Genomic DNA, 24,346 nt, shown 5'->3' with positions numbered 1-24,346 from the left:
GCGATAATCGATCCCATGATCGAAGCGCGGCGGCTCCACATCCTCCGTGCGGTGGCCGACCACCGCACCGTGACGGCGGCGGCCGCCGCGCTGTATCTCACCCCCTCGGCGGTCTCCCAGCAGCTCGCCGCCCTGGAGCAGGAGACCGGCCACCGGCTGGTCGAGCGCGGCGCCAAGGGCGTACGGCTCACTCCGGCCGGCGAGATCCTGCTCAGCCACACCAATGTCGTCCTGGCTCAACTGGAGCGGGCCGAGGCCGAACTCGCGGCCTACGGCTCGGGTGCGGCCGGCACGGTCACCGTCGCCGCCTTCGCGACCGGCATCGCGGAGGTCGTGGCGCCCGCGGTGTCCCGTCTCTCCCTCCTCGCGCCCGGCATCCGTCTCCGCGTCCAGGACGCCGAGGGCGACGCCAGCCTGCCGATGGTGCTGGACCGGCAGGTGGATGTCGCGGTCGCCGTCGAGTACCGCGGGGCACCGCCCGCCGACGACCCCCGCCTGATCCATGTGCCGCTCTACGCCGAGCCGTTCGACGCGGTCGTCCCGGTCGCCCACCGCCTCGCCGACGCCACCGAGGTCCCCCTCGCCGAACTGGCCAAGGACCCGTGGATCGGCCCGTACCCTGGCAACCCCTGCCACGAGGTCACCGTCCTGGCCTGCGAGAACGCCGGATTCCAGCCCCGCCTAGAACACTCCTCCGACGACTTCCGTGCCGTGGTAGCCCTCGCCTCGGCCGGCGCGGGCGTGGCCCTCGTCCCCCGCTCGGCGCTGCGCGGCACGGACCTGACGGGCGTGGTCGTCCGTCCCGTCGACGGGGTGGCTCCGACCCGCCGGGTCTTCGCGGCCGTACGGCGCGGCACGGAGGAGCACCCGCTGATCCGACCGGTCCTGGACGCGCTGGAAGAGGTCGCGCGGACGTAACCCGCGCGTTTCATATCTGGGATACCGTCCCGAATATGAAACCCGACGACCTGGTGACGATCCCGGACCCCGTGGACGCCCGGCTCGGCGCCCGCCTGGCCGAGCTGCGCGCCGAACACGGCTGGTCCCTGGGCGAGTTGGCGGACCGCACCGGAGTGAGCCGTTCCACCCTCTCCCGCGCCGAACGCGCCGAGATCAGCCCCACCGCCTCCCTCCTCAACCGCCTGTGCGGTGTCTACGGCCGCACCATGTCCCGACTCCTCAGCGAGGTGGAGGCCGAACCCGCCCTACTGGTACGAGCCGCCGAGCAACCGGTGTGGGAGGACCGCGCCTCCGGTTTCGTACGACGATCCGTGTCGCCCCCGCACACCGGGCTGCGCGGCGAACTCGTCGAGGGACGGCTCGGGTCGGGCGCCGACATCGCCTACGACCGGCCGCCCGTGCCCGGTCTGGAACAGCACATCTGGGTCCTGGAGGGCGCCCTCGACGTGACGGCCCAGGACGTTGAGCACCACTTGGACGCCGGTGACTGTCTGCGGCTGCGGGTGTGGGGGCCGACGCGGTTCCGGTGCTCCGGCCGGGACGAGGCGCGCTATGTGCTGGCGGTGGTGCTGCCGTGAGGGTGACGCGGCTGGAGATGCCTCAACTCCTCTCCCTCGTCGATGAGTTGGCGGACCTGCTGACCGACACCGTGGATGACGGCGCCTCGGTGGGCTTCCTCGCGCCGCTCGCCCGTACGGCCGCCGTCGACTGGTGGCGGGAGCGGGCCGACGGGGTGGCCGCCGGGCAACTCGCCGTGTGGGCGGCCCTGAGCGGCGACCGGGTCGTCGGCACGGTGAGCCTCGCCTTCCCTGCCAAGCCCAACAGCCGCCATCGCGCCGAACTGGTCAAGCTGATGGTGCACCGGGAGGCCAGGGGAGAGGGCCTCGGCCGCCGCCTCCTGACCGTCGCCGAGGACGCGGCCGTCGCCGTCGGCATCACCCTGCTCCATCTGGACACCGAGACGGACAGTCCCGCCGAGCACCTCTACCGTTCCGCAGGCTGGACCCGGGCCGGTGTGATCCCGGACTACGCGACGAGCCCGGCCGGGGTGCTGCGGCCTACGACGCTGTACTACAAGCGCGTGGGGGAGACCGTGCGGGCAGCCACTCCCACCAGGTGATTGTCAGTGGCAGCCACTATGTTGCGTCTCATGCCGGATGCCGAAGACGTACGCCGTATCGCCCTCTCCCTCCCGGACACGACGGAGAAGGTCGCCTGGAACATGCCCACGTTCCGGGTCGCCGGGAAGATGTTCGTCACCGTGCCCGAGGAGGAGACCTCCATCGCCGTGCGCTGCCCCAAGGAGGAGCGCGACGAACTGGTCCTGGCCGAGCCCGGGAAGTTCTGGATCGCCGACCACGAGGCGGGCTTCGCCTGGGTCCGGGCCCGCCTCGCCGCGCTGGAGAGCGAGGACGAACTGCGCGACATCCTCGCCGACTCCTGGCGCCAGGCGGCCCCGCCCCGACTCCTTGAGGCCTACCCGGAGTTGGGCCTTCCGTCCGGCGACTGACCGAAACTCCTTCGGGCGTTGTCAGTGGTGCGTGGCATCATCCGGAGACGGGAGTGGGAGCCGGGACGGAGGGGGATCCGGCTCCCATCCGCGGGGGAGCCGGAGGCGCGCTTCAGGGGAGGGGGCGGTGGGGCATGACGGGGAGCGTCGGCAGCGGTGAACGGCCGGTCTGGTCAAGGGACTTCGCGCTGTTCTTCGTGGCGCGCGCGGTCGCCCGGCTCGGAGACACCATGCTGCCCGTGGCCCTCGCCGCCGGCCTGCTGGAACACGGGTACGGCGCGGGCGCGGTCGGCCTCGCCATGGCCTCGACGGCCGCCGCCTTCGCGGGACTTGTCGTCTTCGGCGGTGTGATCGCGGACCGCTTCAGCACCCGCAAGCTGATGATCGGCGCCGACCTGGTGCGCCTCGGCACCCAGTCCCTCGCCGCCGTCCTCTTCTTCACCGGCCATGTCGTGCTCTGGGAGATCTGCGCGATCGGCTTCGTCAACGGCGTGGCGGGCGCGGTCTTCCAGCCCGGCGTGGCGAGCACGGTGCCGCGACTCGCCTCCGACATCCAGGGCGCGAACGGCGCGATACGAACCGCAGAGTCCGCCGCCCAACTCGCGGGTCCGGCCGTGGCGGGCGTGCTCGTCGGATTCGCCTCGCCCGGAGGCGTGTTTGCGGCCCACGCCGCCACCTACGCCGTGAGCGCCCTCTGCCTGCTGCTGCTCCGACTGCCCCCGCTCGCCCCGGGCAGCCGCGAACCCGGGCACGGGACGGGAGCCTTCAAGGCCGATCTGGTCGAGGGATGGCGGGAGTTCAGCTCCCGCACCTGGCTCTGGGGAGTCATCGCCGTCTGGTGCCTCTACATGATCGCCGTCTGGGGCCCGACCGTCCCGCTCGTGGCGACCCAGGTGGTGCAACAACACGGCCCGCGCGCCTACGGCCTGATCAACTCGGCCCTCGGCGCGGGCACCGTCGTAGGCGGACTGCTGGCCCTGCGACTGCGCCCCCGCCGGATGCTGCGCGCCGGCGCGATCGCCCTCTTCGCCTTCGCCGGTTTCCCGGCGACCGTCGGAGCGGGGCTCGGCGTACCGGCCATGGCGACCGGCGCCGCAGTCGCCGGGGCGGGCATGTCGTTCTGGGGCGTGATGTGGGCGACCTCCGTCCAGACACAGGTCCCACCGGACGTCCTCAACCGCATCCACGCCTACGACGTGGCGGGCTCCCTCGCGATGATGCCGGTCGGCCAGGCCCTGGCGGGCCCGGCAGCCGGGGCCCTCGGCACCGACCATGTGCTCCTTGTCGCGGGGGCGATGAGCTTCGTCGTGCCGACCGCTCTGCTCCTGATACCTGCCGTACGGGGGCTGATACGCGCCGACGCGGTCGGCGTGAGCGACCCGGGCGACGCGGTGATGGGTGAGCGGGCGTGCCCGCAGGAGAGTTGAGCGCCCGTGCGGAGGTATCAGGCTCATGTCGCGGTCGCAGCCACCCGCCCGCTCCCGACGAAGCCGACGATCCGCTCGCGCAGCGTCCGGGGGTCGAGGCCGTGTGCGGTGATGTGTTCCGCGAGGGTGCCGTAGCGCCGGAGTTCGGCGCGGCCCACGCCCAGGCCGAGCACGCGGTGCGGCGCGTCGGCGAGCGCGTCGTTCGCGGCCGTCGTCGAGGTGCCGGCCAGGTACGGCTCGACGAGGACGACGTCCGTGCCGGCCGACCGCGTGGCGTGACGCAGTGCGGTCGCGTCGAAGGGCCGTACGGTCGTGGCGTACAGGACGGTGAGATCGAGATCCTCTGTCGCGGCCAGTACGGCGTCGAGCATCGGACCGACGGCGACGACCACACCGCAGCTGCCCTCGCGGACGGTGCGGAAGCGGGCGCCGTCGACCGGGAGGGCCTCCGTGTTCGACTGGACGGACAGTCGTACGTACACCTTGTCGTCGCCCGCGGCGACCGCGTGCCGCAGCAGGGTCTCGGCCTCGTCCGGGTGGCCCGGGACGTGCACGGTCCACCCGTCGAGGGTGTCGAGGAGGGCCACGTCGCCCGGAGCCATGTGCGTGAACCCGCCGGCGGGCCAGTCGAAGGAGGCCGCCGCGCTCACCAGCACCGCGCCGACGTCCTGGTGCCCGAGGTCCAGCTTGACCTGCTCGAAGGGGCGCTCGACCAGGAAACTCGCGAAGGTGTGCACGATCGGACGCATCCCGGTCAGGGCGAGCCCCGCGCCCGCGCCGACGAGGAGCTGCTCGCGGATGCCGACGTTGATCACCCGGTCGGGGTGCCGGAGCCGGGCGTCCGTGAAGGCGTCCCTGCCGATCTCGGCGAGGACGACCGCGACCCGCGGGTCCTCGTCGAGCAGGCGGGAGACGACCGGGGTGAAACGGTCACGCATGGTGTCCATGGAGGAGGAGCCCTTCTTGAGCCGCTGTTGAGTGGATTGCTCGACGGATTGCCGAATGGGCCGATGATCAGGCGGACTTCGGCTCCACCCGGGCCACGACCACGTGCGGCCGGCCGGGGTGCGGAGCGGTGAAGGCGTCGTACAGCGCCTCGTGGTCACGGCCGTCGACCGTCACCGCGGACCAGCCCGCGGCCTCGAAGCGGGCGGCGATGCCGCCGGGCCGGGCGTGGCCGGCGGAGGAGTTGTCGACGACGACGGTGTGCAGCCGGTCCAATCCGGCGGGCCCGGCGAAGGCGATGGCCTCGTGGTTGCTGCCCTCGTCCAGCTCGGCGTCCCCGATCAGCACCCAGACCCGCGGCCCGGTGAGCCCCTGGGCACGCAGCCCCAGTGCCGTCCCGACGGCGATCGGCAGCCCGTGCCCCAGCGACCCGCTGCCGATCTCGGCGCCCGGCACCAGCACCCGGTCGGGGTGATGCCCGAGCCGGGAGTCGTACGAGCCGAAGCCCGCGAGCCACTCCACGGGCACGAATCCCTTGGCGGCCAGCACAGCGTAGTACGCCATCGGCCCGTGCCCCTTGGACAACAGGAACCGGTCCCGCTCGGGGTCCTCCAGCCGTTCCGGGCCGACCCGCAGCACCCGGTCGTAGAGCACCCACAGCACGTCCAGCGTCGAGGTGGCCGCCGGACCGTGCTTCTCGTCACCGGTCATCAGCCCCATCAGCCGGGGCAGGTCGCCGTGTGTGTACGGACGACTGTGTTCGGTGGTGATCGTCATGAGGACGATCGTGCAACCTCAACCAAACTTCAGGTCAAGTGCCGCCGTACGGGGAGTCGGCCCCGCATAAAGGCGTGCGCGATCACCGACGGGAGTGCGGTATTGTTTGCATGCGCGTTCGGCCAGGGGAAACCCCAGGTCAGATGGGCAACGGGACGTGGCGCAGCTTGGTAGCGCACTTGACTGGGGGTCAAGGGGTCGCAGGTTCAAATCCTGTCGTCCCGACAGTGCGAAGGGTCTTCGCAGGCGAGAGCCTGTGAGGGCCCTTCTTGCGTGTCCGTGTGGCGTGCCGGGCCGGTGTCAGTGGCGCAGTCCCAGTGCCTCCCGGCCCGCGTAACGGGCCTGCGTGCCCAACTCGTCCTCGATGCGCAGGAGTTGGTTGTACTTCGCGGTGCGGTCGGAGCGGGAGAGCGAGCCGGTCTTGATCTGGCCGCAGCCCGTGGCGACAGCGAGGTCGGCGATCGTCGTGTCCTCGGTCTCGCCGGAGCGGTGGGACATGACGACCGTGTACCCGGCACGGTGTGCGGCGGAGACCGTCGCCAGCGTCTCGGTGAGGGTGCCGATCTGGTTGACCTTCACCAGGATGGAGTTGGCGATGCCGTCGCGGATCCCGGCGCGCAGCAGGGTCTCGTTGGTGCAGAAGACGTCGTCGCCGGTGAGCTGGCAGCGCGCCCCGAGGCGCGCGGTCAGGTCGCGCCAGCCGTCGTGGTCGTCCTCGGCCATCGGGTCCTCGATGGAGGCGACGGGGTAGCGGTCGACCAACTCGACCAGGTAGTCGGCGTGTTCGGCGGGGGTGCGGCGAACGCCCTCGCCCGTGTAGTCGTAGACGCCGTCGCGGAAGAACTCCGAGCTGGCCGGGTCCATGACCAGGGTGATGTCGGTGCCGGGCTTGTAGCCGGTCCGCTCGATGGCGCGTACGACGAAGTCCAGGGCCTCGTCGGCGGTGCGCAGGTCGGGGGCGAAACCGCCCTCGTCGCCGACGTTCACGCTGTGGCCGGCGGCGACCAGGCTCCCGCGGAGGGTGTGGAAGACCTCCGAACCCATGCGGACGGCCTCGGCGAAGGTGGCCGCGCCGATCGGGGCGATCATGAACTCCTGGAAGTCCAGCGGATTGTCCGCGTGCGCGCCGCCGTTGACGATGTTCATCATCGGCACCGGCAGCAGGCGGGCGTCGACCCCGCCGACGTAGCGGTACAGCGGGAGTCGGTGGGCGGCCGCGGCTGCCTTGGCGGTGGCCAGGGAGACGCCGAGCAGGGCGTTGGCGCCGAGCCGTGACTTGGTGTCCGTGCCGTCCAGGTCGATCATCGTGCGGTCCACGGTCGCCTGGTCCTCGGCGTCGAGGCCCGTCACGGCGTCCGCGATGCTCTCGTTCACGGCGTCCACGGCTCGCCGAACTCCCTTGCCGTGGAAGCGCGTCGGATCGCCGTCCCGCAGCTCCACCGCTTCCCGGGCTCCCGTGGAGGCGCCCGACGGCACCGCCGCGCGGCCGAGCGAGCCGTCCCCCAGTTCCACGTCCACCTCGACGGTGGGATTGCCCCGGCTGTCGATGATCTCCCGTGCGACGACCCGGCTGATGGCGGTCACGGTGCAACTCCTCGCGCTGGGCCCGCGTGTCGGACATCGGCGGGCGGTAAGTTCCATGCGGAAACAAAGTGAGTCCCGAAAAGGAACTTACTATGGCCGCATGAGGATGCACAACGCTGACGAAACCTGCGGCATCGCCCAGGCCGCCATGGTCCTGGGGGACTGGTGGAACGTGCTGGTGCTGCGCGAGGTCGCCCGCGGACATGTCCGCTTCGACGCGCTGGCCGCCGAGATCGGACTGTCCCGCAAGGTCCTCACCGAACGGCTCGGCCGGCTCGTCGCCCACGGCGTCCTGCATCGCAGCCTCTACCAGCGGCGTCCCGTGCGCTACGAATACCTGCTCACCGACTCCGGCGCCGGGCTGCTGCCGCTGCTGGTCGCCATGCAGGACTGGGGCGACCGGTGGGTACTGGGCGACGGCAGCCTCACCGCGACCGCCGAGGCGGACGGCGCCGAACACGCCCGCGTCCACGTCCTGGTCGGCACCCGCCTGCCCGACGACCTCCAACTGCCCGGCGCGCGGGGCGCCGACCTGCCGCTGGTCTCCCCGGACGCCGCCGCGACCGTGCTGTTCACCTACCCCGGAACCGGAATCGAATGGGGCCCGATCCCCGGCGCCGCGGGCTGCACGCTGGAGAACCGGCTCTTCCGTGACGCCTGGCCCGACTTCCGGGAGGCGGGCGTGGACATCCGCGGAATCAGCACCCAACTCGTCCACGAACAGGCGGAGTTCGCCCGCGCGGAGGACATCCCGTACGCCCTGCTGTCGGACGCCGCCCACCGGTTGGCGGCAGCTCTGCGGCTGCCCACCTTCCGGGGTGCGGGCCGGCTGCGCCACAAGCGGCTGATCCTAATCGCCGACGCCGAACGCACCGTACGGCACGCGCTGTTCCCGGTCGACGACATCCCGCACGCGGTCGAGCAGAGCCTGAGGCTGGCCGCGGACCATGCCCGGCAGTGTTGCCGCACCTCCTGACAACTGGCCCTTTACGTCAGTACAGTTGACGCAAAAGGTGCGCGGTTCGGGGGAAGCTTCGGGGGAAGCATGGCGGTCGCAGGTGAATTACGGGTCATGGAAACCGCCGTCCCGGAGCGGGAGAACACCGTCCCGCAAGGCGATCCGACCGCCCCAGGGCAGGACATCAGGGGCTCCCACCCCGGCGGCAATCCGCACCTCGAACGCCCTGCGACCGTCCTGCCGGCCGGAGCCATGGCCGCCGCCGTCCACCTCGCGCTGCCCGCCCCGCTGGACAACCTCCCCGCCCTCCCCGAGCAGCCGTTCGTCGGCCGTGCCCGGGACCTGCGACTGCTCGACGGCCACCTCCGCTCCGGCAGCGGAGTCGTCACCCAGACCGCCACCGTCAGCGGCCTCGGCGGCATCGGCAAGACCGCCCTCGCCCTGCGCCACGCGCACGACCGCAGGGGCCGCTACCAACTGGTCTGGTGGATCGTCGCCGACACCCAGGAGCAGACCGCGTCCGGCTTCGCCGACCTCGCGCTGCGCCTGCACCCGTCCTGGGCCCGCACCGCCACCGCCAGGGAGCGCACCGAGTGGGCGCTGACCTGGCTGGCGGCCCACCGGGACTGGCTCGTCGTCTACGACAACGTCGAGCACCCGGAGCAACTGACCCCGTTCCTGGGCCGGTTGCCCTCGCACGGCCACCAACTGGTCACCAGCCGCTGCCGGTCCGGCTGGCCCGAGGGCACCTCTCTCCTCGACCTGGACGTCCTGGACCACAACGACGCGGTCCACCTTCTGCGCCGTACCACCGCTCGTACGGCCTCCACGGACGCCGCCCAACTCGCCGCGGACCTCGGCCACTTGCCGCTCGCGCTGACCCAGGCGGGCGCCTATCTGCGGGAGACCGGCGCCGACTTCTCCGCCTACCGGAACCTGCTGAACCTCAACCCCGCCCTGGTCCTGGCCGACGACACCGGCCCGACGATCACCCGGATCTGGCGCACCAGCCTGACCTCGATCGCCGCCGCCCACCCCTCGGCCGAGCCCCTTCTGCACGCCCTGTCCTGGTACGCCCCCGAGCCCGTGCCGCCCGAGGTCGTCACCCGCCTCGGCGTCCAACTCCCCGACATCGAAGGCTCCTTGACGGCACTGGCCGCCTATCACCTCCTCACCCCCGGCGCCGAGGGCCCCACCCTGCACCGCCTGGTCCGCCGCACCCTCCAGGACGCCGCCGGCCCGGGCGCCCGCGACCTCGCCGAACGCGCCCTGGCCGCCGTACTCGCCGATCGTCCGGAGGCCGACGCCGTACGACGGCTGTTGCCGCATGTCCAGGCGCTCGCCGCGACCGGGCCGGCCACCGAGGCCGACCCGGCGGCCGTCGAGATGTACCGCAGGGGCGCCGACGAACTGATCGCCCGTGAACAGCCGTTCCTGGCCATCCCGTTGACGGAGATGGTCGTCGACGGCAGCACCCGGCTGTGCGGAGCGACCGCCTCCGTCACCCTCACCGACCGCGACCGGCTGGCCGGTCTGCACGCCAAGGCGGACGATCCGGCCTACGCGGTGAAACTCTGCGAGAGCGTGTACACCGACCGGGTCCGCACCTGTGGAGCCGACGCGGTGGAAACGCTCGCCGCGCGCGAGCAACTGGCGTACGCACGCCGCAAGGCGGGCGAAGTCGTGCAGGCCGTCGAGGAGTTGACGGCCGCCGTGGCACAACGTCGACGCGTCCAGGGCGAGGACCACAAGGACACGCTCAGAAGCCGGGACCGGCTCGCCTACGCCCTGCAGTGGGCCGGCCGGCACCAGGCGGCGGTGGCGGAGTTCCGGGCGGTCCTCGCAGACCGCGAGCGCGCTCTGGGCCCCTCCCACCGGGACACCCTGGCCAGTCGGACAGGGCTGGCCTACGCCCTGCTGGAGGCCGGGGAGCACGCCACGGCGCTGGAACTGTACGAGCAGGCCGTCCAGGACCGCCGGCGCGAGCACGGGGTGGTCCACCCCGAGGCGCTGACCAGTGTGGGGTGGCTGGCCGCCGCGTACCGCACGGCGGGCGACCCGCGCAAAGCGGTCGAGCTGTACGAGGAGGTGGTGGCCGCCCGGACCAGGGTCCAGGGGGCCGACCACCCGGACACCCTGCGCAGCCGCCAGGCGTTGGGATGGGTGATCTCCGAGACGCTGGGTCCGGACGCGGCGCTGCGGCACGCCGAGGCGCTCGCGGCGGACAGCGCCCGGGCCCAGGGACCGGATCACCCCGCCACCATCGACTACCGCGACGACATCGCGCTGGCCCACCGCAAGCGGTCGGACCACGCCGCCGCGATCGAGGCGTACACGGCCGTGATCGCCGATCTCACCCGGGTCAGGGGCGAGAACCACCACGAAACCCTGCGGGCCCGCGGCGACCTGGCCTTCACCTGCCAGCTGGCGGGCGACCACCGGAGGTCCATCGGGGAACGCGAGCGCCTGGTCGCCCACCGCACCCGCGTACAGGGCCCACTCCACCCGGCCACCCTCACGGCACGGGCCAACCTGGCCTACGCCCACCGCGCGGCGGCCGCACACCGGACCGCCGTCGAATTCTTCGAGAACGTCCTGGCCGACCGCGCCGAGGTCCTCGGCCGCGAGCACCCGGTCGTCTTCGCCACCCGCTCGGGGCTCGCGCACACCCTGCAGTGGGCCGGCCGCCACAGCGACGCGGTCGAGGAACTCACCGCCCTGCGCGCGGACGTGGAGCGGTTCTTCGGACCCGACCACCCACGGGTCCTCGGGGTCCGGCTGGACCTGGCCTGGGTGTTCACGGAGGAGGGCCGCCACGCCCAGGCCCTCGCGCTGTACGAGCCGCTCGCCGAGGACTGGGCCCGGCTGCGCGGCCCCGACCACCCCGCGACCCTCTCCGTGCGGCTGCGCACGGGCATCGTCCACCGCGCGGCCGGGCGGTACGACCGCGCCGGTGAGATCTTCGACGCGTTGACCGACGACTACACGCGCGTGAAGGGGGCGGACCACTCCGACACGCTCAACGTCCGCAGCTGGCGCGCCTGGCTACACCGGACCGCGGGGGAGTACAGGAGAGCGATCGAGGCGTACGAGCGACTTGTCGATGACCGCACCCGGCTCTTCGGCCCGGACTCCCCGAGCACCCTGCACGAGCGCAGTGCCCTGACACTCACGCGGTTGGACGACAACGACCACGACGGTGCGGTCCGCGGATTCACCGAACTGCTCGCGGACTTCCGCCGACTGCTCGGCGAGGACGCGCCGGACACGCTGCAGACGCTGGAGAACCTCGCGGACGCCCACGCGGCGGCACAACACTACGACCGGGCCCTCGCCCGGTACGAAGAGGCCGTCGCCCGCCGCACGGCGAAGCAGGGGGCCGCACATCCACGCACCCTGCAGTCCCGGCGGGGACTGGCGATGATCCAGCGGACGGCCGGGCGGCACCGGGCGTCCCTGAGCGCGCTGGAGGCCGTGCTCGCCGACCGCCAGGACATCGACGGACCCGACCATCCCGCCGTACTCTCGCTCCGCTACGACCTGGTGACCGGCCACAACGCGGCGGGCGACCACGTCCGCGCCGCGATCCTCGCCGAACAACTGCTGGCCGACACCGCCCGGGTGCGGGGCCGGGACCACCTCGCCACCCTCAACACCCAGATGCAGTTGGCGGAGGCGTGGCGGCAGTCGTGTCAGCTCCGGCGGGCCGTGATCGAGCACGAGGAACTGGTGGAGGCGAGCGGACGGTTCCACGGACCGGACCACAGCGAGACGCTCGCCGTCAGGGCCCTGCTGACCATCGCCCTGCTCGACCAGCTCGACTACGAGCCGGCCGTCGCGCTCGGGCGGGCCCTGGCGGAGGACCGTGCCCGCATCCAGGGCGCCGACCACCCCGACGTCCTGCGCGAGCGGCGCGACGCGGCCTACTGGCGGGCATGGGCGAACGACCGCGCGGGAGCGCTGCGGGAGCAGGCCGCCCTGCTGCCCGAGCACGAACGCGTGCTGGGCGCCGACCACCCCGGCACCCTCGCCCTGCGGGGCCAGATCGCCTGGACCCTGATGGGCCCCTGCACCGCCCGCCGGGCCCTGGACACCGCGACCCGGCTGGTCGACGACCTGACCCGGATACAAGGGCCCGACGACACCGCCACCCTGGACGGACGCCGGCGCCTCGTCGCCGCGCACGAGCAAGTGGGCGACCTCGCGCAGGCCCTCACGCTCCAGGAAGCGCTCGTGACGGACCGGGTCCGGATCCAGGGCCCCCGGCACAGCGCGGTCCTGGAAGCGCGCCGCCAACTGGCCCGGTACCGCAGCATCACCGGTTCCCGGCGCCAGGCGGTGCGGGAACTGCTCGCGCTGGTCGACGACAGCGACCGGGAGCGCGGGCCGGACCACCCCGAGTCCCTGAGCTGCCGGGACGACCTGGCGCTCGCCCACCTGGAGCTGGGCGACCCCCGGCAGGCCGCCACGATCTGGGAGGACCTCGTCGGGCGCGGTGAGGCGGCACTCCCCGAGGAACACCCGAGCACGTTCTGGGCGCGCGGCGCGCTGGCCTGGGCGACGGCCGACACCGGTTCCGCCGACCACGCGGTGGACCTGGCCCGCGAGCTGGTCGACGACTGCGCCCGTCTCCATGGTCCGGGGCACCGCCTCGTGCTGCGCCACCTGCCGGTCCTCGCGCACGCCCTGTCCCAGGCGGGACGCCCCCGGGAGGCCCTGGACGTCCTGGGCGAACTGCTGCGCGGGCGCGCCCGGTTGCCCGCGTCGGGGCTGCCGTACCCGGACACCGTCGAAGGCGTCGTGGCGGCGCACGAGCGCGCGGTGGGCGTGGACCCGGACGCCGGCGACGACGACCTGCGCACCGCCATGGTCGTGGAACTCCTCGCCCGGAACTACGACGCGCCCCACCCCAGCCACGCCGTCCAACTGGCCGACACCCTCGCCCACGCGGGCGAGGACGCCATGGCGGTCCGGCTGCTGAAAGCGGTCACGGCCGCCCGCTCGCACCTCTTCGGCCCCGACCACCCGCACACCCTGGAGAGCCTCACCACCCTCGCCCTGCTCCGCGCGGAGGCCGACGCCCCGCCGCCCGCCGACGTGATCGCCCGCTGGGAGCGGACCTTCGGCCCCGACCACCCGGAGACGGCCGAGCTGCGCCGCCGCCTGCGCGCCGCACGACCCGCGTGGCGGGTCCGGCTGACGCTGCCGACGGACGACGAACCCGTCACCGGCCGACCGCTGCCGATCGATGTGGACCTGGCCCGGGAGCCGGACGCCGCGCCCCCGGCCCGCGTCGTGATCGCCCCCGCCTGCCGCACCGGCGCCTCGGTGGACCCGGCGCTGGCGGAGTACGTCCCCGGCGGGCCTCCGGCGCGGTTCACCTTCACCGCCGGGGAACCGGGCGACCACGAAGTGCGCTTCACGCTCTACGACCATGCGTCGGGGCTGGTCCTACAGGATCTGCGGACGACGCTCGGCGTCGGGGACGACACGGGGGAGGCCTGATCACATGGCACGACAGCAAGCCTTCGAGATCCTGGGAGACCCGTCCGACGGGGGCACCCAGACCCCGTCCCCGCGCGGCGGACCCCCCGAGCTGCGGGTGGAACTGCGCGGCAACGGCCCGCACGGCCTGCGCATCCAGGCCCATTTCCAGGACCCGGAGACACCCGGCACCAGCCCCTGGCACTCCGCCGACCTGGAGATCCCTGCCGAGACACTGCTCGACTACGGCAAACGGCTGCGCACCGTCTGGCACGACAAGGTGGTCGACCACCGCGACGACGACCCCGGGCCCGGGCAGCGGGCGGGCGGGCATCCCTTCGTGGACTCCGCCGACCTGACCGGGCTCCACCACGAGACCGACAAACTGGCGCAGACCCTGGCCGAAGAGGGCTGGTACGTCCTCGACATGATGCTCGACGGCACGGGCTACGACCTCTGCCGGTTCCGTGAATTCCTCCTCGGAGTCCTCGCCGGGGAGCGGACGCTGCGGGTCAGCTTCGTCTCCGAGTGGCAGTTGCCCTGGTCCATGCTGGCCGTCGACCCGGCCGGGTGCCCGAGTCCGTGGGAGGCGTTCCTCGGCCACCGCCACCAGGTCGAACAGACCAACACCCGGTACCCGTGGGCCCATGCCTCGCTGGGCCACCGCGATCGGGCCACCACCAGCCTCAACAAGGACAAGTCCCTGGACAAGGTGGGCCGGGCCGAGGAGGTCCACCAGCTCCTGCACGAGCGCTCCCGGCTGGTCGTGCGCACCGAGGGCAGAGAACTCCTGGAAGCGTTCTCCCGCGCCGTGCTGCACGAGGACGTCATGTACTTCTGGTGCCACGGCCGTTTCGTCAACGGCGGTCCGGCGAGCCATTTCGTGGCCGTCCAGTTGTCCGACACCGAGAACATCGACGGCCCGCTGGTCTTCCGGAAGCGGCGCTCCTACGTCCGCAGCCCGCAGGCCCGCTTCCGGCCCTTCGTCCTGTTGAACGCCTGCCAGACCGCCGAGGCGGCCGACCCCGGACGGCTGGAACACCTCGGGCAGCAACTGATCGACCTCGGCGCGTCCGGCATCCTCGCCCCGCAGATCCGGATGCCGCAGATCTTCGCGACCGAGTACGCGTACGAGTTCCTCGACCGGTATCTGACGGGTGATCACACGGCGGGCGAGATAGGGCAGTCACTGGTACGCAGGTTCGCCCGCGACTACCGCAACCCGCTCGCCCTCGCCTACTCCCTGAACTGCGGCATCAACAGCCGCCTGGACCTGGCCTCATGACCCCCGCGGAGATCGACCTCGACGAAGCCGGACGACTGAAGGGGCCGGACAGCACTCCGGTCCCGGTGAACCGCGTCGCTGACCACCTGGCCCGCACGATCCCCCTGCCGGCCTGGGCCACGGACATCCACGTCTGGGTCCACGGCTGGCAGACCCCGCCGGCGCAGGCGACAAAGGTCGCGATGGAACTCCTGTCCCGGGCAAGGAAGTTGTACGAGGCGAACCCGGACCGGTACCCCGGCCTGAAGGCGGGCTACCGCCCATGGTGCGTGGTGGTGCGCTGGCCGTCGTCGAGCCGTTCGAAACTCAAAGGGGGCTACGAGCGCATCCGCGACCGCGCGCACGCGATGAGCGCGGAGGGCAAGGGCCATGCCCCGTACGTCATAGGTCACTTGCTGGGCTACCTCGACGGCGAGCGCGGCGACCCGACGGCTCCGGCGGTCCTTCGGGGCCGCACCGGCCAGTACCTCCATCTGATGGGCCACTCCTTCGGGGGCCGTTTCCTCTGCGAGGCGGTGCAGCGGGCCGCCGAGCCGCCGCCGGTGCTGGGCTGGTCCACCCCGCACGACCCGCGCCGCCCGTTCACGGTCGACAGCATGCTGATCTTCCAGATGGCGGCCCCCAGGAACGCGTTCACCACCCACTTCGAGACCCTCTTCCCCACGGACGACCACCCCGGCGCCCCGCTGCGCGGCCCGATCGCCCTCACCCACTCCCGCTGGGACCGCGCGACGGGCTACTGGCATCTGCGCGCGGAGAAGGCCCCCGGCATCGGCCACTCGGGCGCGAGCACCGCCCCGGTCGGCCTGTTCTCGACGGAACTGCTCCCGACCGACACCACATACCCCCAACTCGCCCTGGACAACAGGCTGGTGAACGTGAACGCGGACTGGCGTTACCGGGGCACCAGGCTCAACCCGGTGGGCGCCCACTCGGACTACCTCCACCCGGAGTCGTCCCACCTGCTCATCACCCTCGCGGAACGCTCCCGCTGAGGACGGGCGCGGGCGTGGTGGAGTCCGTGGGGGAGGATGTCACCGAGGTTGCCCACCGGCGACTTCGTCACCCTCAACTGGCCTGCCGTGTGCGGCAATTGCCGAGCCTGCTCCGACGCGGCCGCCCGCAGTACTGCTCTCCCCGACCCTGAGTATCGGCGCGTTCGCCGAGAAGATGCTGGTCGCGGCGGGGCAGTGCATCAGGTCGACCGGGCCGCATCGGCTGCCGCCGCCGGGCTGCTGGGTGCCACGCACACCGTGAACTCGAAGTCCACGGACCCCGTCGAGGTGGTCCGTGAGCTGACCGGTGGCTTCGGTGCCGATGTCGTGATCGAGGCGGTCGGCCGCCCGGAGATGAAGCTTGAACTCCCGCTCCTGGACGTCTTCGGACGCGGCGGAGCCCTCAAGTCGTCCTGGTACGGCGACTGCCTGCCCTCCCGCGACTTCCCGATGCTCATCGACCTCCGCCTCCGGGGGCGGCTGGATCTGGACGCGTTCGTCACGGAGACCATCGCACGGGAGGACGTCGAGAAGGCCTTCGAGCGGATGCGCGGCGGCGCCTGACGAACCAAGTACGCCCTGCGCGCCGGCATCGAGGGCACCGTCGACCAGGCCCTGGACGTCACCGGCCTGCGCCGGGCCCGCACCAGCCGCCTCGAACGCCTCGTCCACCGGCTCACCGCGTAGACCTCACCCATTGCGCAGCGGAGTCCACGTCGGCGTGATCGCGCCGGGTGTGCATCACGTCGCTGGTCACCGCGGTCTCCGGCAGGTTGTTCGTCTTCTCACCGACGTCCAACTGGGCCAGGACAGACCGGTGGTGTGCTCCAACGAAGCGAGCGGGTGGATCCTGCGGCCGTCCTCTTTCGCCGCTCCGGGCAGGCTCTTGCCGTCCACCGCAAGAGCCCGCGGTCCGCCCGTGCTCTCGGCGAGCAGCGCCCGTTTCGGCAGCGGCGGATCGAGGCGACCACCCACCCGTTGAGGGACCTGAGCCGGCTCCTTTGCGAGGCGTTCCAGCAGGTCAGGAACCTCCTCACAGGCGACCGCGGGATGCTCGCGAAGCGGGTCAAGGGCAGGCGGGATCGGCGATGATACGTCGCTATCCAACTACGCCGAAGCCCTGCACAGTGCCCCAACTTCCTTCACCTTCCGAATTCGAACAGCCACATCAAAGAGAACGTAGACTCACAGTCGATCAACACGGACGATTTCCCTGGCCGAACGACAGATTGGGGGCGGCTATGGTCTGGTTCCTGCTGCTTAGCGCCATTTCCGCTGAGGTGATCGCCACCTCGTTCCTGAAGCTGAGTGACGGGTTGACCAAACTGCTGCCAAGTCTGGTCGTCGCGATTTGTTACATCTCCTCGTTCACGCTGCTGGCACAGGCGCTCAAAAAAATGGAGCTGGGCATCGCCTACGCGATCTGGTCCGGCCTCGGCACCGCCGCGATCGCGGTCATCGGGATGGTGTTCATGAATGAAGCGGCGAACACAGCCAAAATCCTGGGGATTGCTTTGATTATTGGCGGAGTAATCCTGCTCAACCTGACCGGGAAGCATTGAGCGAGTGATTCACGCGGAGAGGCGGGCAGGGTGACCCTGCCCGCCTCTCCGCCTCAATTCAGAGCGGCTGGCCCATGCTTGGCACGGACCGGGAAATCGTCACGCGTCAGCGGACGGCCGCTCCCACGGCGGCATGCCGCTGTACGCACGTCCGACGAGGGACACCCATCGGTGCACGGAGTCCTCGATCGGCGCGAACGGTCCGGGACGGTAGTGCTCCGAGGTCAGCCCCCGCTGGACGGATTCGCAGGCATCCCAGTCCTGCAGGTTGATCCGGTGCCAGAAGGCGACGGGGCTGTCGTCGAGGACTCCGTCCACGGCGTACCAGGAGCAGTTGACGGTGGAGTGGTCCGGGGAGTGCGCCACCAGGTGGTGGATCAGCACATAGTCGGGGTGGAGCGAGATGAACAGGTTGGGGACCAGCGCGGCGTAGAACACCCGGTGCTGGTCGACGCCGGGCAGGATCGCGCCGCCGGCCCGCCCGTCCATCGACATGGTCTGCGCGCCCTCTGCGAGGTCCATCGTGCCGCCGACCCAGGCTCCCGGCTCATCCGCGATGTAGGAGGCGCTGTTGGGCGGCGCCACGGCGGTCAACTCGGGGTGGATGTGCGGGCAGTGGTAGCACTCCTGGTAGTTCTCGACGATGACCTTCCAGTTCGCCGCTACCTCGTAGGTGCGCGTGGAGGCCAGCTTCAGCCGCTCGGGCGCGTACGGCTCGACATGCCCGGCGAGCGCTCCCAGGTATTCAGGGAAGGTCGCGGCGTCGGCACTGGCGTTGACGAAGACCCAGCCGTGCCACACCTCGGACGGGAGCTCGATCAGCCCGTGGTCCTCCGGCAGCTCCGGGAACCGGGGTGCCGTGCGCAGCGAGCCGTCCATTTTGAACGTCCAGGAGTGATACGGACAGTGCACCACTCGCTTGCTCGACGAGCAGCCGTCGCCCAGTAGTTCGTGTCCGCGGTGCCGACAGGTGTTGCCGAACGCGGCAATCCGGTCGCCCTCCCTGGTCAGCAGAACCGGTACGGTTCCCACCTGCTTGGCGTACTGGGTCACACCCTCGGGGAAGATCTCCTCCACCCGACCGAGGCAGCTCCACGTGCCGGCGAACAGGTGGCGCTGTTCCCAGGCGAACACCTCGGGCGCGGTGTAGGCCGCCGCCGGCAGCATGCTGGATTTCCCGAACGGCCCGGTCACACGCTGCAGTTGGTCGAGAGGCAGCGGTGCCTGTGGCCAATCAGCTGGTGTGGTCGTCGTCATCAGGCGTCCCCTCCGTTGGTCAGGCGAGCGAATATCTCGGTGATCTCGGCGTGTGCTGCGGTCATCACGGGCGCGGGTCCTCCCGAGCGGTCCTGGCCGGGTCCCGTTCGACGACCGGATCCAGAATCTCGTCGATCTGCGTGAGCAGTTCCTTCTCCAGGACGACGCCTGCTACCGCGGTGTTCTCGATCAGTTGCTCCGGGTTGGACGCGCCGACGATCGCGGCGGCGACATGGGGGTTCTGCAACGTCCACGCCACCGCGAGCTGAGCCAGAGTCAACCCGGCCGACTCCGCCAGCGGCCGCAGCTTCTGGACCCGGCCGAGGACCTCGTCGCGCATGAACGGATCCAGCCACTTGCGCCCCTCCGCATCAGCGCCGCGCGATCCGGCGGGCGGCTGCTGACCGGGCAGATATTTGCCGGTCAGCACGCCCTGGGCAATCGGCGACCAGACGATCTGTCCCATGCCCAGCTCCGCACAGGTGGGAATCACCTCGGATTCGATCACCCGCCACAGCATGGAGTACTGCGGCTGGTTGGCGATCAGCGGAATGCGCAGTTCCCGGGCGAGCCGGTGCGCGGCGCGGATATCATCGGCGCGCCACTCGGATACCCCGATATAGCGGACCTTGCCCGCCCGGACGATGTCGTAGAACGCCTCCATCGTCTCTTCGAGCGGCGTCTCGATATCGAACTGGTGGGCCCAGTAAATGTCCACGTAATCGGTCTGCAGGCGGCGCAGAGATCCGTCGATCGAGTCCAGAATGTGCTTGCGGGACAGACCGCGGTCGTTGGGCCCGGAGCCGGTTGGCCAGTAGACCTTGGTGGAGATTTCCACCCCCGCCCGCCGCTGCTGGGCCAGTGCCCGCCCCAACACCTCTTCGGCGCGGGTGTCCGCGTACATGTCGGCGGTGTCGAAGGTGGTAATTCCCGCATCGAGTGCGGCCTGCACACAGGCGGACGCGGCGTCCTCGTCGATCTGCTGGCCATGGGTGAGCCAGTTGCCGTACGCGATCTCGCTGACCATCAGGCCGCTTTTACCGACGTGACGGTGTTCCATCGATTCTCCTCGAAGTCGTTGTCGCCTACCGGGAGTTCAGCCCAGGCGTCCGTTCAACGCGGGCAGGAAACCGGAACCGACGAGGTACTGGATGTACCGGTCGAGAAGGGGGCCATCGAATTCGGGGCAGTCGATGCCCGATTCGGCGAGAGCGCGCGTGGTGTTGGTCCGGTCGTAACCGTGGTCATCGAGCTCCAGCGAATCCACCCCCGCGCTGACCAGGACAAGGGTTGCCCGCACCGAGCTCCTTTGGTCCTCGGCGCCGGCGTCCGCGTGCCGCTGGAGCCGACGCATCCAGTCCTCGTGAGGCACGGCCTCGATGCGGTGGCCGACGGCGCGGACCCGGTCGATGATCGCGTGGATCTTGACCATCTGCGGATTGGTCAGGTTGAACTCGCCGCCGATCGACTCGGGGTCCAGCGCGAGGCGCACGTAGGCCTTGGCGACGTGGTCGACCGGCACCATGTTCACCTCGGTCCAGCCCTCACCGGCGTGCGGCACGGCCCCGATCTCCACACATGCCCGGATGTAGTGCCACAGGCCGTCGTTGACTCCCACGGCACCGGTGGCCGTGTGGCCACCGATCTGCGCGGGCCGGTACACCGCGGAGGGAATGCCGCGCACACGAGCGATGCGGAGCATTTCCTCGGCCACCCACTTGGTGCGCGCATAGCCCTCGGCGGGCATCAGCTCCGGGTCGACCCGCCGGTCCTCGGCCAGCGGCTCCGGATTGTCCTTGGTCGCGATCAGCGCGCTCGTCGCGGAGACGTAGTGCAGCGGCTTGACCCGCTTGCTCGCGGCCAGCCGCAGCATTTCCCGAGTGCCCCCGACGTTGGCCGCCTTGAGCCGGTCGTAGGCATCGACCAGATTGACCCGGGCCCCATTGTGGAAAATGAGGTCGATCTGCTCGGCCAGCAGGTCGAACTGCGGCTCCGACAGCCCGCACAGGGGCTTTTCCAGGTCGGCGGCGATCGCCGTGATCCGGCCGGAGTCCACGCCGTCCGCCAGACCGTAGCCGCGCAGGCTGTCCAGAACGCGGCCCGCCGCCTCGGTGTCCGCTCGGGCCCGCACCAGGCAGTAGACCTGGGCGTCGGTGCTGTCGAGAATTTCTCTGAGGACGAAGGACCCGACGAAGCCGGTCGCACCGGTCAACAGGACCTTGCGCGGCGTACGGACCAGGTCCCGGTCCAGCGGCTCACTTCCCGCGGTCGAAATGGCCGGGTCGAGGAAGGCTTCCTCGACGAGATCCACCGCGTCGTCGAATTCTTCGCCGGAGTCCGGGCTGATGAGCAGGTCCGCGAGCGCAGCCGCGGTCGGCCGGGCGAATATCTCGTGCACCGGTACGCCGACGCCGAGCCGCTCCTTTATCTGGCTTGCCAGCCGGACCGCGAGGATGCTGTTGCCGAACTCGAAGAAGCTGTCGTCGACCCCGACTTCCGGCACCCCGAGCACCTGGCTGAAGAGCTCACACAGCGTCTTTTCCATGGAGTTGCCCGGCGCGCGACCCGATGAGGCGCTCGCCCGTCGCGGTGCCGGCAGCGCCGCGCGGTCGAGCTTCCCGTTCGAGTTGAACGGCAGTGCTTCCAGTCGCACGAAGGCCGTGGGAATCATGTATTCCGGCAGCGTCTTGGCCAGGTGTGCCCGCAACGAGGCGGCCGGCAGGTCGGCCGCGACGGCCCGCATCGGCTCGTTGGCGTACGAGGCCAGTGGCGCCTTCACCTCTGCCACGGGCCGGTAGAGGTCGGACAGCACCGGGAAGTCCGGCCCGTCCGCGGCGACCAGGACGCAGTCGAAGCTGCCGTCCCCGGACCCCGACCAGGTGAAGATGGCCTGATAGCCCAGCCGCTCGGCCAGGACGCGGAGTTCCTCGGGGTCGACACCGTGGATCGGGCCGCGCAGTTCGGAGAGCACCGTGCCGATGTCCGCGCCCTCGACGAGCAGGTCGGAGGCGGCGGTCTCGTTGGCAATACGGGCGTTCGGAACTGCCGAGAGGCGGACCGGCGCCTTCGCCGAATCGTCCAGGTGACCGGCCAGCTGGTCCAGCTCGGCGATGTCCTGCCCCCACCGAAGGACGGGCAGCTCACCCAGGGTCCCGGCCGCGGGCTCGGCCCCGTCCGACTTCTTGTGCAGCACGACGTCGTAGCGGTACCGGGTGAACTCGTTGTGATACCGGCCGGGTTTGAGACGCATGTCCACAGCGGCCACGGAGTCCATCTTGTCGGCGAGCGCGAGATAGAACTCCGGGGGCATCATCAGGTCTTTTTCCAGCGCCAGCGCGTGATCGACGTCGCGCCGCACCTCGGCGGCAGCCAACTGCTCGTCGGCACGGTGGAGGTGGATCGCGGTCTTCAGACTCCGTAGCAGACCGAGATGGCGTACGTCCCCGACGACGACACAGCCGCCGGGGCGGATCAGGTCCATCGCGTTCGTCAGGACCCGCACGAGGTAGTCGACCGTGGGGAAGTGCTGGATCACCGAGTTGATGACGACCAGGTCGAAGAAGTCCTCGGGCAGGCCGTCGAGGTCGTCCGCCGGCTGGCACCGCAGCTCGACCTTGTCGGCCAGCGCGGGGTCCCTGTCGCACTGGGCCCTGATGTTGTCGATGACCGGGGCGGAGAGATCCGTGCCCCAGTACGCCTCACAGTGCGGCGCCACCCGGGCCAGCGTCAGACCGGCGCCCACCCCGATGTCCAGGACCCTGCGCGCCCCCAGCGCCCGCAGCCGGGTCGCGGTGTCGTCCTGGATCTCCCGGAGGTGCTCGATGGGCAGCAGACGGCCGTCGTAGCTGCTCTTCCAGACCCCGAAGTCCATGCCCAGCGGCGGCCGTTCGGTGTCGGTCTCGGTGTAGACCGAGTCGTACACCTGCTGCCACTCGTCGATCTTCTCCCGCGACGCCTCTTCGGACTCCGCCTGGGAGGCCGCCACCACATAGGCCACCAGCCGCTGGTCACCGGGCTGGTCCTCGCGCAGCTCGACCGCCACCTGGCTGACCAACGGGTGCGTGACCGCGACCTTTTCGATCTCGCCCAGTTCGACTCGGTGGCCACGGACCTTGACCTGCCGGTCGGCTCGGTCGACGAATTCGAGGTCGCCGTCGGCGGACCAGCGCACCAGGTCACCCGTGCGGTACATCCGCGCCCCGGCCGGGTCGAACGGGTTGACGACGAAGCGCTCGTCCGTGAGGGCCGGCCGGTTCAGATAGCCACGCGCGACCCCGGCTCCGGCGATGTACAGCTCACCGACCTCACCCGGCGGCGTCGGCTCCATGCCGGGACCGAGCACATAGACCTCGGTGTTGGCGAGCGGCCGCCCGATCGGCGGCGGGCCGGTGATCTCGCTCAACGGCGCGATGGTCGACCACACGGTGGTCTCGGTCGGGCCGTACAGATTCACCACCTCTCGGCCGAGCTTGAGCATCGCGGTGGCGACGGTCGAGGGCAGCGCCTCACCGCCGACCAGCATCCGCAGGCCACGCAGGCTGTCCGGGATCTGCTCGACCAGCATGCCCCACCAGGTTGGCGTGCCCTGCGCGATGGTCACGCCCTGCCCCAGCAGCTCGGCCACGGTCGCCGGCTCGCGGTTGGCGCCCGAGGGCGCGAGCACCAGGCCGGCCCCCCGCACCAGCGGCAGGAAGAACTCCACGCCGGACATGTCGAAGCCCAGCACCGAGGTGGCCAGCATCCGGTCGTCGGACGTCAGGCCGAACCGCTCACCCAGGTCGGTCAGCAGATTGACCAGGTTGCCATGGGTGACCACGACCCCCTTGGGCCGGCCGGTCGAGCCAGAGGTGTAGATCACGTAAATCGGGTGGGAGGAGTCGAGCGGCGCGATGCGCTCGTCATCCGTCACGTCACCATCGGCCCACTCGTCGCTGTCCGCGAACAGCGACAGATCGTCGAGCGTCATGGCCGGGAAATGGGCGTCTTCCAGGCCGAGTGGGCGCGACCCGGTCGTGGTCAACACCAGTTTCGGACGCACCTCCTCGGCCATGAACGCGACCCGCTCAGCAGGCTGTTGGGGATCGATCGCGAAGTACGCGGCCCCCGCCTTGAGCACCGCGAGGAGGGCGACGACCATCTCCACGGTCCTCGGCAGCGCGATAGCCACGAAGTCCTCGGGGCCGATACCGCGCGAGACCAGGGATCGGGCCAGTCGATTGGCGCCGGAATTCAACTCGGCATACGTATATGTGTGGTTCCCCGCGACCAGCGCCACGGCGTCAGGACAGGCATCGGCGCATAACTCGAACATAGCCGGTAATGTCGTCCGCGAAACGCCCACAGATGGGGCCTCCATTCGTGTTGACCAGGATTCAGCTACAGAGGGGCCCTCGATCCGCTGCGGGGGAAGATGGCCCCCAGAGGATCACCCGCCGGGAGCGTACCTTCGCCAATCACGCACCACTAGGGCGCGAAATCCAACCGCATCGGCAAAACCGCCCGGTCGGGATGTCGATGCCGTTGCGTGAAACTGGCATAACTGCATGTCAAATACAGTGCACAGAGCAACGGGACTCCCATGTGTCAACACTGGATGAATATT

16 protein-coding genes, 1 tRNA gene and 1 pseudogene are annotated in these 24,346 nt (G+C 70.7%); 12 read left to right on the top strand and 6 right to left on the bottom strand.

From position 1 onward, the window contains the following. Positions 1 to 15 precede the first annotated feature (15 nt). The 5 genes from AB0M63_RS37450 to AB0M63_RS37430 all read left to right on the top strand — a co-directional run bounded on the left by AB0M63_RS37450 (position 16) and on the right by AB0M63_RS37430 (position 3,897). On the top strand, positions 16 to 918 hold the full coding sequence (locus AB0M63_RS37450; RefSeq protein WP_366022500.1) for a LysR family transcriptional regulator: 903 nt from the start codon (positions 16 to 18) through the stop codon (positions 916 to 918). A gap of 35 nt (positions 919 to 953) precedes the next feature. Further along, positions 954 to 1,538 (top strand): XRE family transcriptional regulator, encoded by a 585-nt coding sequence (locus AB0M63_RS37445; protein WP_366022499.1) that lies wholly within the window; start codon positions 954 to 956, stop codon positions 1,536 to 1,538. Next, a complete protein-coding gene (locus tag AB0M63_RS37440; RefSeq protein ID WP_366022498.1) occupies positions 1,535 to 2,080 on the top strand; it encodes a GNAT family N-acetyltransferase in 546 nt (181 codons plus the stop codon). Before AB0M63_RS37445 ends, AB0M63_RS37440 begins: the two co-directional genes overlap by 4 nt. A gap of 30 nt (positions 2,081 to 2,110) precedes the next feature. Beyond that, positions 2,111 to 2,470, top strand: a complete 360-nt coding sequence (locus AB0M63_RS37435) for an MmcQ/YjbR family DNA-binding protein (protein WP_366022497.1) — start codon at positions 2,111 to 2,113, stop codon at positions 2,468 to 2,470. Between the two features lie 134 nt (positions 2,471 to 2,604). Then, positions 2,605 to 3,897 (top strand): MFS transporter, encoded by a 1,293-nt coding sequence (locus AB0M63_RS37430; RefSeq protein ID WP_366022496.1) that lies wholly within the window; start codon positions 2,605 to 2,607, stop codon positions 3,895 to 3,897. Positions 3,898 to 3,920: 23 nt separating this feature from the next. Here AB0M63_RS37430 and AB0M63_RS37425 read toward each other — a convergent pair whose 3' ends face one another. Continuing rightward, entirely contained in the window at positions 3,921 to 4,844 is a 924-nt protein-coding gene (locus tag AB0M63_RS37425; RefSeq protein ID WP_366022495.1) for a transketolase, read from the bottom strand. 67 nt (positions 4,845 to 4,911) lie between these two features. Next, a complete protein-coding gene (locus tag AB0M63_RS37420) occupies positions 4,912 to 5,619 on the bottom strand; it encodes a transketolase (RefSeq protein WP_355920089.1) in 708 nt (235 codons plus the stop codon). Between the two features lie 151 nt (positions 5,620 to 5,770). Here AB0M63_RS37420 and AB0M63_RS37415 point away from each other — a divergent pair. After that, positions 5,771 to 5,844 (top strand) — tRNA-Pro (locus AB0M63_RS37415). Between the two features lie 75 nt (positions 5,845 to 5,919). Here the strand turns inward: AB0M63_RS37415 and eno are convergent. Further along, a complete protein-coding gene (eno, locus tag AB0M63_RS37410; RefSeq protein WP_366022494.1) occupies positions 5,920 to 7,203 on the bottom strand; it encodes a phosphopyruvate hydratase in 1,284 nt (427 codons plus the stop codon). 100 nt (positions 7,204 to 7,303) lie between these two features. On the opposite strand from eno, the gene AB0M63_RS37405 reads away from it, so the two are divergent. From AB0M63_RS37405 to AB0M63_RS37380, 6 genes and pseudogenes are all read left to right on the top strand, one after another. Next, positions 7,304 to 8,179, top strand: coding sequence for a winged helix-turn-helix transcriptional regulator (locus AB0M63_RS37405; RefSeq protein WP_366022493.1), 876 nt, complete (start codon positions 7,304 to 7,306; stop codon positions 8,177 to 8,179). 96 nt (positions 8,180 to 8,275) lie between these two features. Beyond that, positions 8,276 to 13,666, top strand: coding sequence for an FxSxx-COOH system tetratricopeptide repeat protein (gene fxsT, locus AB0M63_RS37400; RefSeq protein WP_366022492.1), 5,391 nt, complete (start codon positions 8,276 to 8,278; stop codon positions 13,664 to 13,666). 4 nt (positions 13,667 to 13,670) lie between these two features. After that, on the top strand, positions 13,671 to 14,930 hold the full coding sequence (locus AB0M63_RS37395; RefSeq protein ID WP_366022491.1) for a CHAT domain-containing protein: 1,260 nt from the start codon (positions 13,671 to 13,673) through the stop codon (positions 14,928 to 14,930). After that, positions 14,927 to 15,925, top strand: a complete 999-nt coding sequence (locus tag AB0M63_RS37390) for a hypothetical protein (protein ID WP_366022490.1) — start codon at positions 14,927 to 14,929, stop codon at positions 15,923 to 15,925. Before AB0M63_RS37395 ends, AB0M63_RS37390 begins: the two co-directional genes overlap by 4 nt. A gap of 8 nt (positions 15,926 to 15,933) precedes the next feature. Next, positions 15,934 to 16,489 (top strand): annotated as a pseudogene (locus AB0M63_RS37385) (alcohol dehydrogenase catalytic domain-containing protein); the annotation flags it as partial. 677 nt (positions 16,490 to 17,166) lie between these two features. Further along, complete coding sequence (locus AB0M63_RS37380) at positions 17,167 to 17,487, top strand: multidrug efflux SMR transporter (RefSeq protein ID WP_355920106.1); 321 nt, start codon at positions 17,167 to 17,169, stop codon at positions 17,485 to 17,487. 99 nt (positions 17,488 to 17,586) lie between these two features. Here AB0M63_RS37380 and AB0M63_RS37375 read toward each other — a convergent pair whose 3' ends face one another. The 3 genes from AB0M63_RS37375 to AB0M63_RS37365 all read right to left on the bottom strand — a co-directional run bounded on the left by AB0M63_RS37375 (position 17,587) and on the right by AB0M63_RS37365 (position 24,085). Further along, positions 17,587 to 18,744, bottom strand: coding sequence for an aromatic ring-hydroxylating dioxygenase subunit alpha (locus AB0M63_RS37375; RefSeq protein ID WP_355920109.1), 1,158 nt, complete (start codon positions 18,742 to 18,744; stop codon positions 17,587 to 17,589). Positions 18,745 to 18,808: 64 nt separating this feature from the next. Then, positions 18,809 to 19,804 carry an aldo/keto reductase family protein gene (locus AB0M63_RS37370; RefSeq protein ID WP_355920112.1) on the bottom strand — a complete coding sequence of 332 codons (996 nt, stop codon included), beginning with the start codon at positions 19,802 to 19,804 and terminating at the stop codon, positions 18,809 to 18,811. A 36-nt stretch (positions 19,805 to 19,840) separates the two neighbouring features. Then, entirely contained in the window at positions 19,841 to 24,085 is a 4,245-nt protein-coding gene (locus AB0M63_RS37365) for an amino acid adenylation domain-containing protein (protein ID WP_366022489.1), read from the bottom strand. Positions 24,086 to 24,346 lie beyond the last annotated feature (261 nt).

The sequence above is a fragment of the Streptomyces sp. NPDC051576 genome, from assembly GCF_040681835.1.
GTDB lineage: Bacteria > Actinomycetota > Actinomycetes > Streptomycetales > Streptomycetaceae > Streptomyces.
This window is presented reverse-complemented; position numbering and strand designations above follow the sequence as displayed.

Excerpts from the sequence above, each read along its gene's own strand:
- AB0M63_RS37450 (WP_366022500.1), top strand. The coding sequence starts at position 16 with ATGATCGAAGCGCGGCGGCTCCACATCCTCCGTGCGGTGGCCGACCAC.
- AB0M63_RS37445 (WP_366022499.1), top strand. The coding sequence starts at position 954 with ATGAAACCCGACGACCTGGTGACGATCCCGGACCCCGTGGACGCCCGG.
- AB0M63_RS37435 (WP_366022497.1), top strand. The coding sequence starts at position 2,111 with ATGCCGGATGCCGAAGACGTACGCCGTATCGCCCTCTCCCTCCCGGAC.
- AB0M63_RS37430 (WP_366022496.1), top strand. The coding sequence starts at position 2,605 with ATGACGGGGAGCGTCGGCAGCGGTGAACGGCCGGTCTGGTCAAGGGAC.
- AB0M63_RS37425 (WP_366022495.1), bottom strand. The coding sequence starts at position 4,844 with ATGGACACCATGCGTGACCGTTTCACCCCGGTCGTCTCCCGCCTGCTC.
- AB0M63_RS37420 (WP_355920089.1), bottom strand. The coding sequence starts at position 5,619 with ATGACGATCACCACCGAACACAGTCGTCCGTACACACACGGCGACCTG.
- AB0M63_RS37405 (WP_366022493.1), top strand. The coding sequence starts at position 7,304 with ATGAGGATGCACAACGCTGACGAAACCTGCGGCATCGCCCAGGCCGCC.
- fxsT (WP_366022492.1), top strand. The coding sequence starts at position 8,276 with ATGGAAACCGCCGTCCCGGAGCGGGAGAACACCGTCCCGCAAGGCGAT.
- AB0M63_RS37395 (WP_366022491.1), top strand. The coding sequence starts at position 13,671 with ATGGCACGACAGCAAGCCTTCGAGATCCTGGGAGACCCGTCCGACGGG.
- AB0M63_RS37390 (WP_366022490.1), top strand. The coding sequence starts at position 14,927 with ATGACCCCCGCGGAGATCGACCTCGACGAAGCCGGACGACTGAAGGGG.
- AB0M63_RS37380 (WP_355920106.1), top strand. The coding sequence starts at position 17,167 with ATGGTCTGGTTCCTGCTGCTTAGCGCCATTTCCGCTGAGGTGATCGCC.
- AB0M63_RS37375 (WP_355920109.1), bottom strand. The coding sequence starts at position 18,744 with ATGACGACGACCACACCAGCTGATTGGCCACAGGCACCGCTGCCTCTC.
- AB0M63_RS37370 (WP_355920112.1), bottom strand. The coding sequence starts at position 19,804 with ATGGAACACCGTCACGTCGGTAAAAGCGGCCTGATGGTCAGCGAGATC.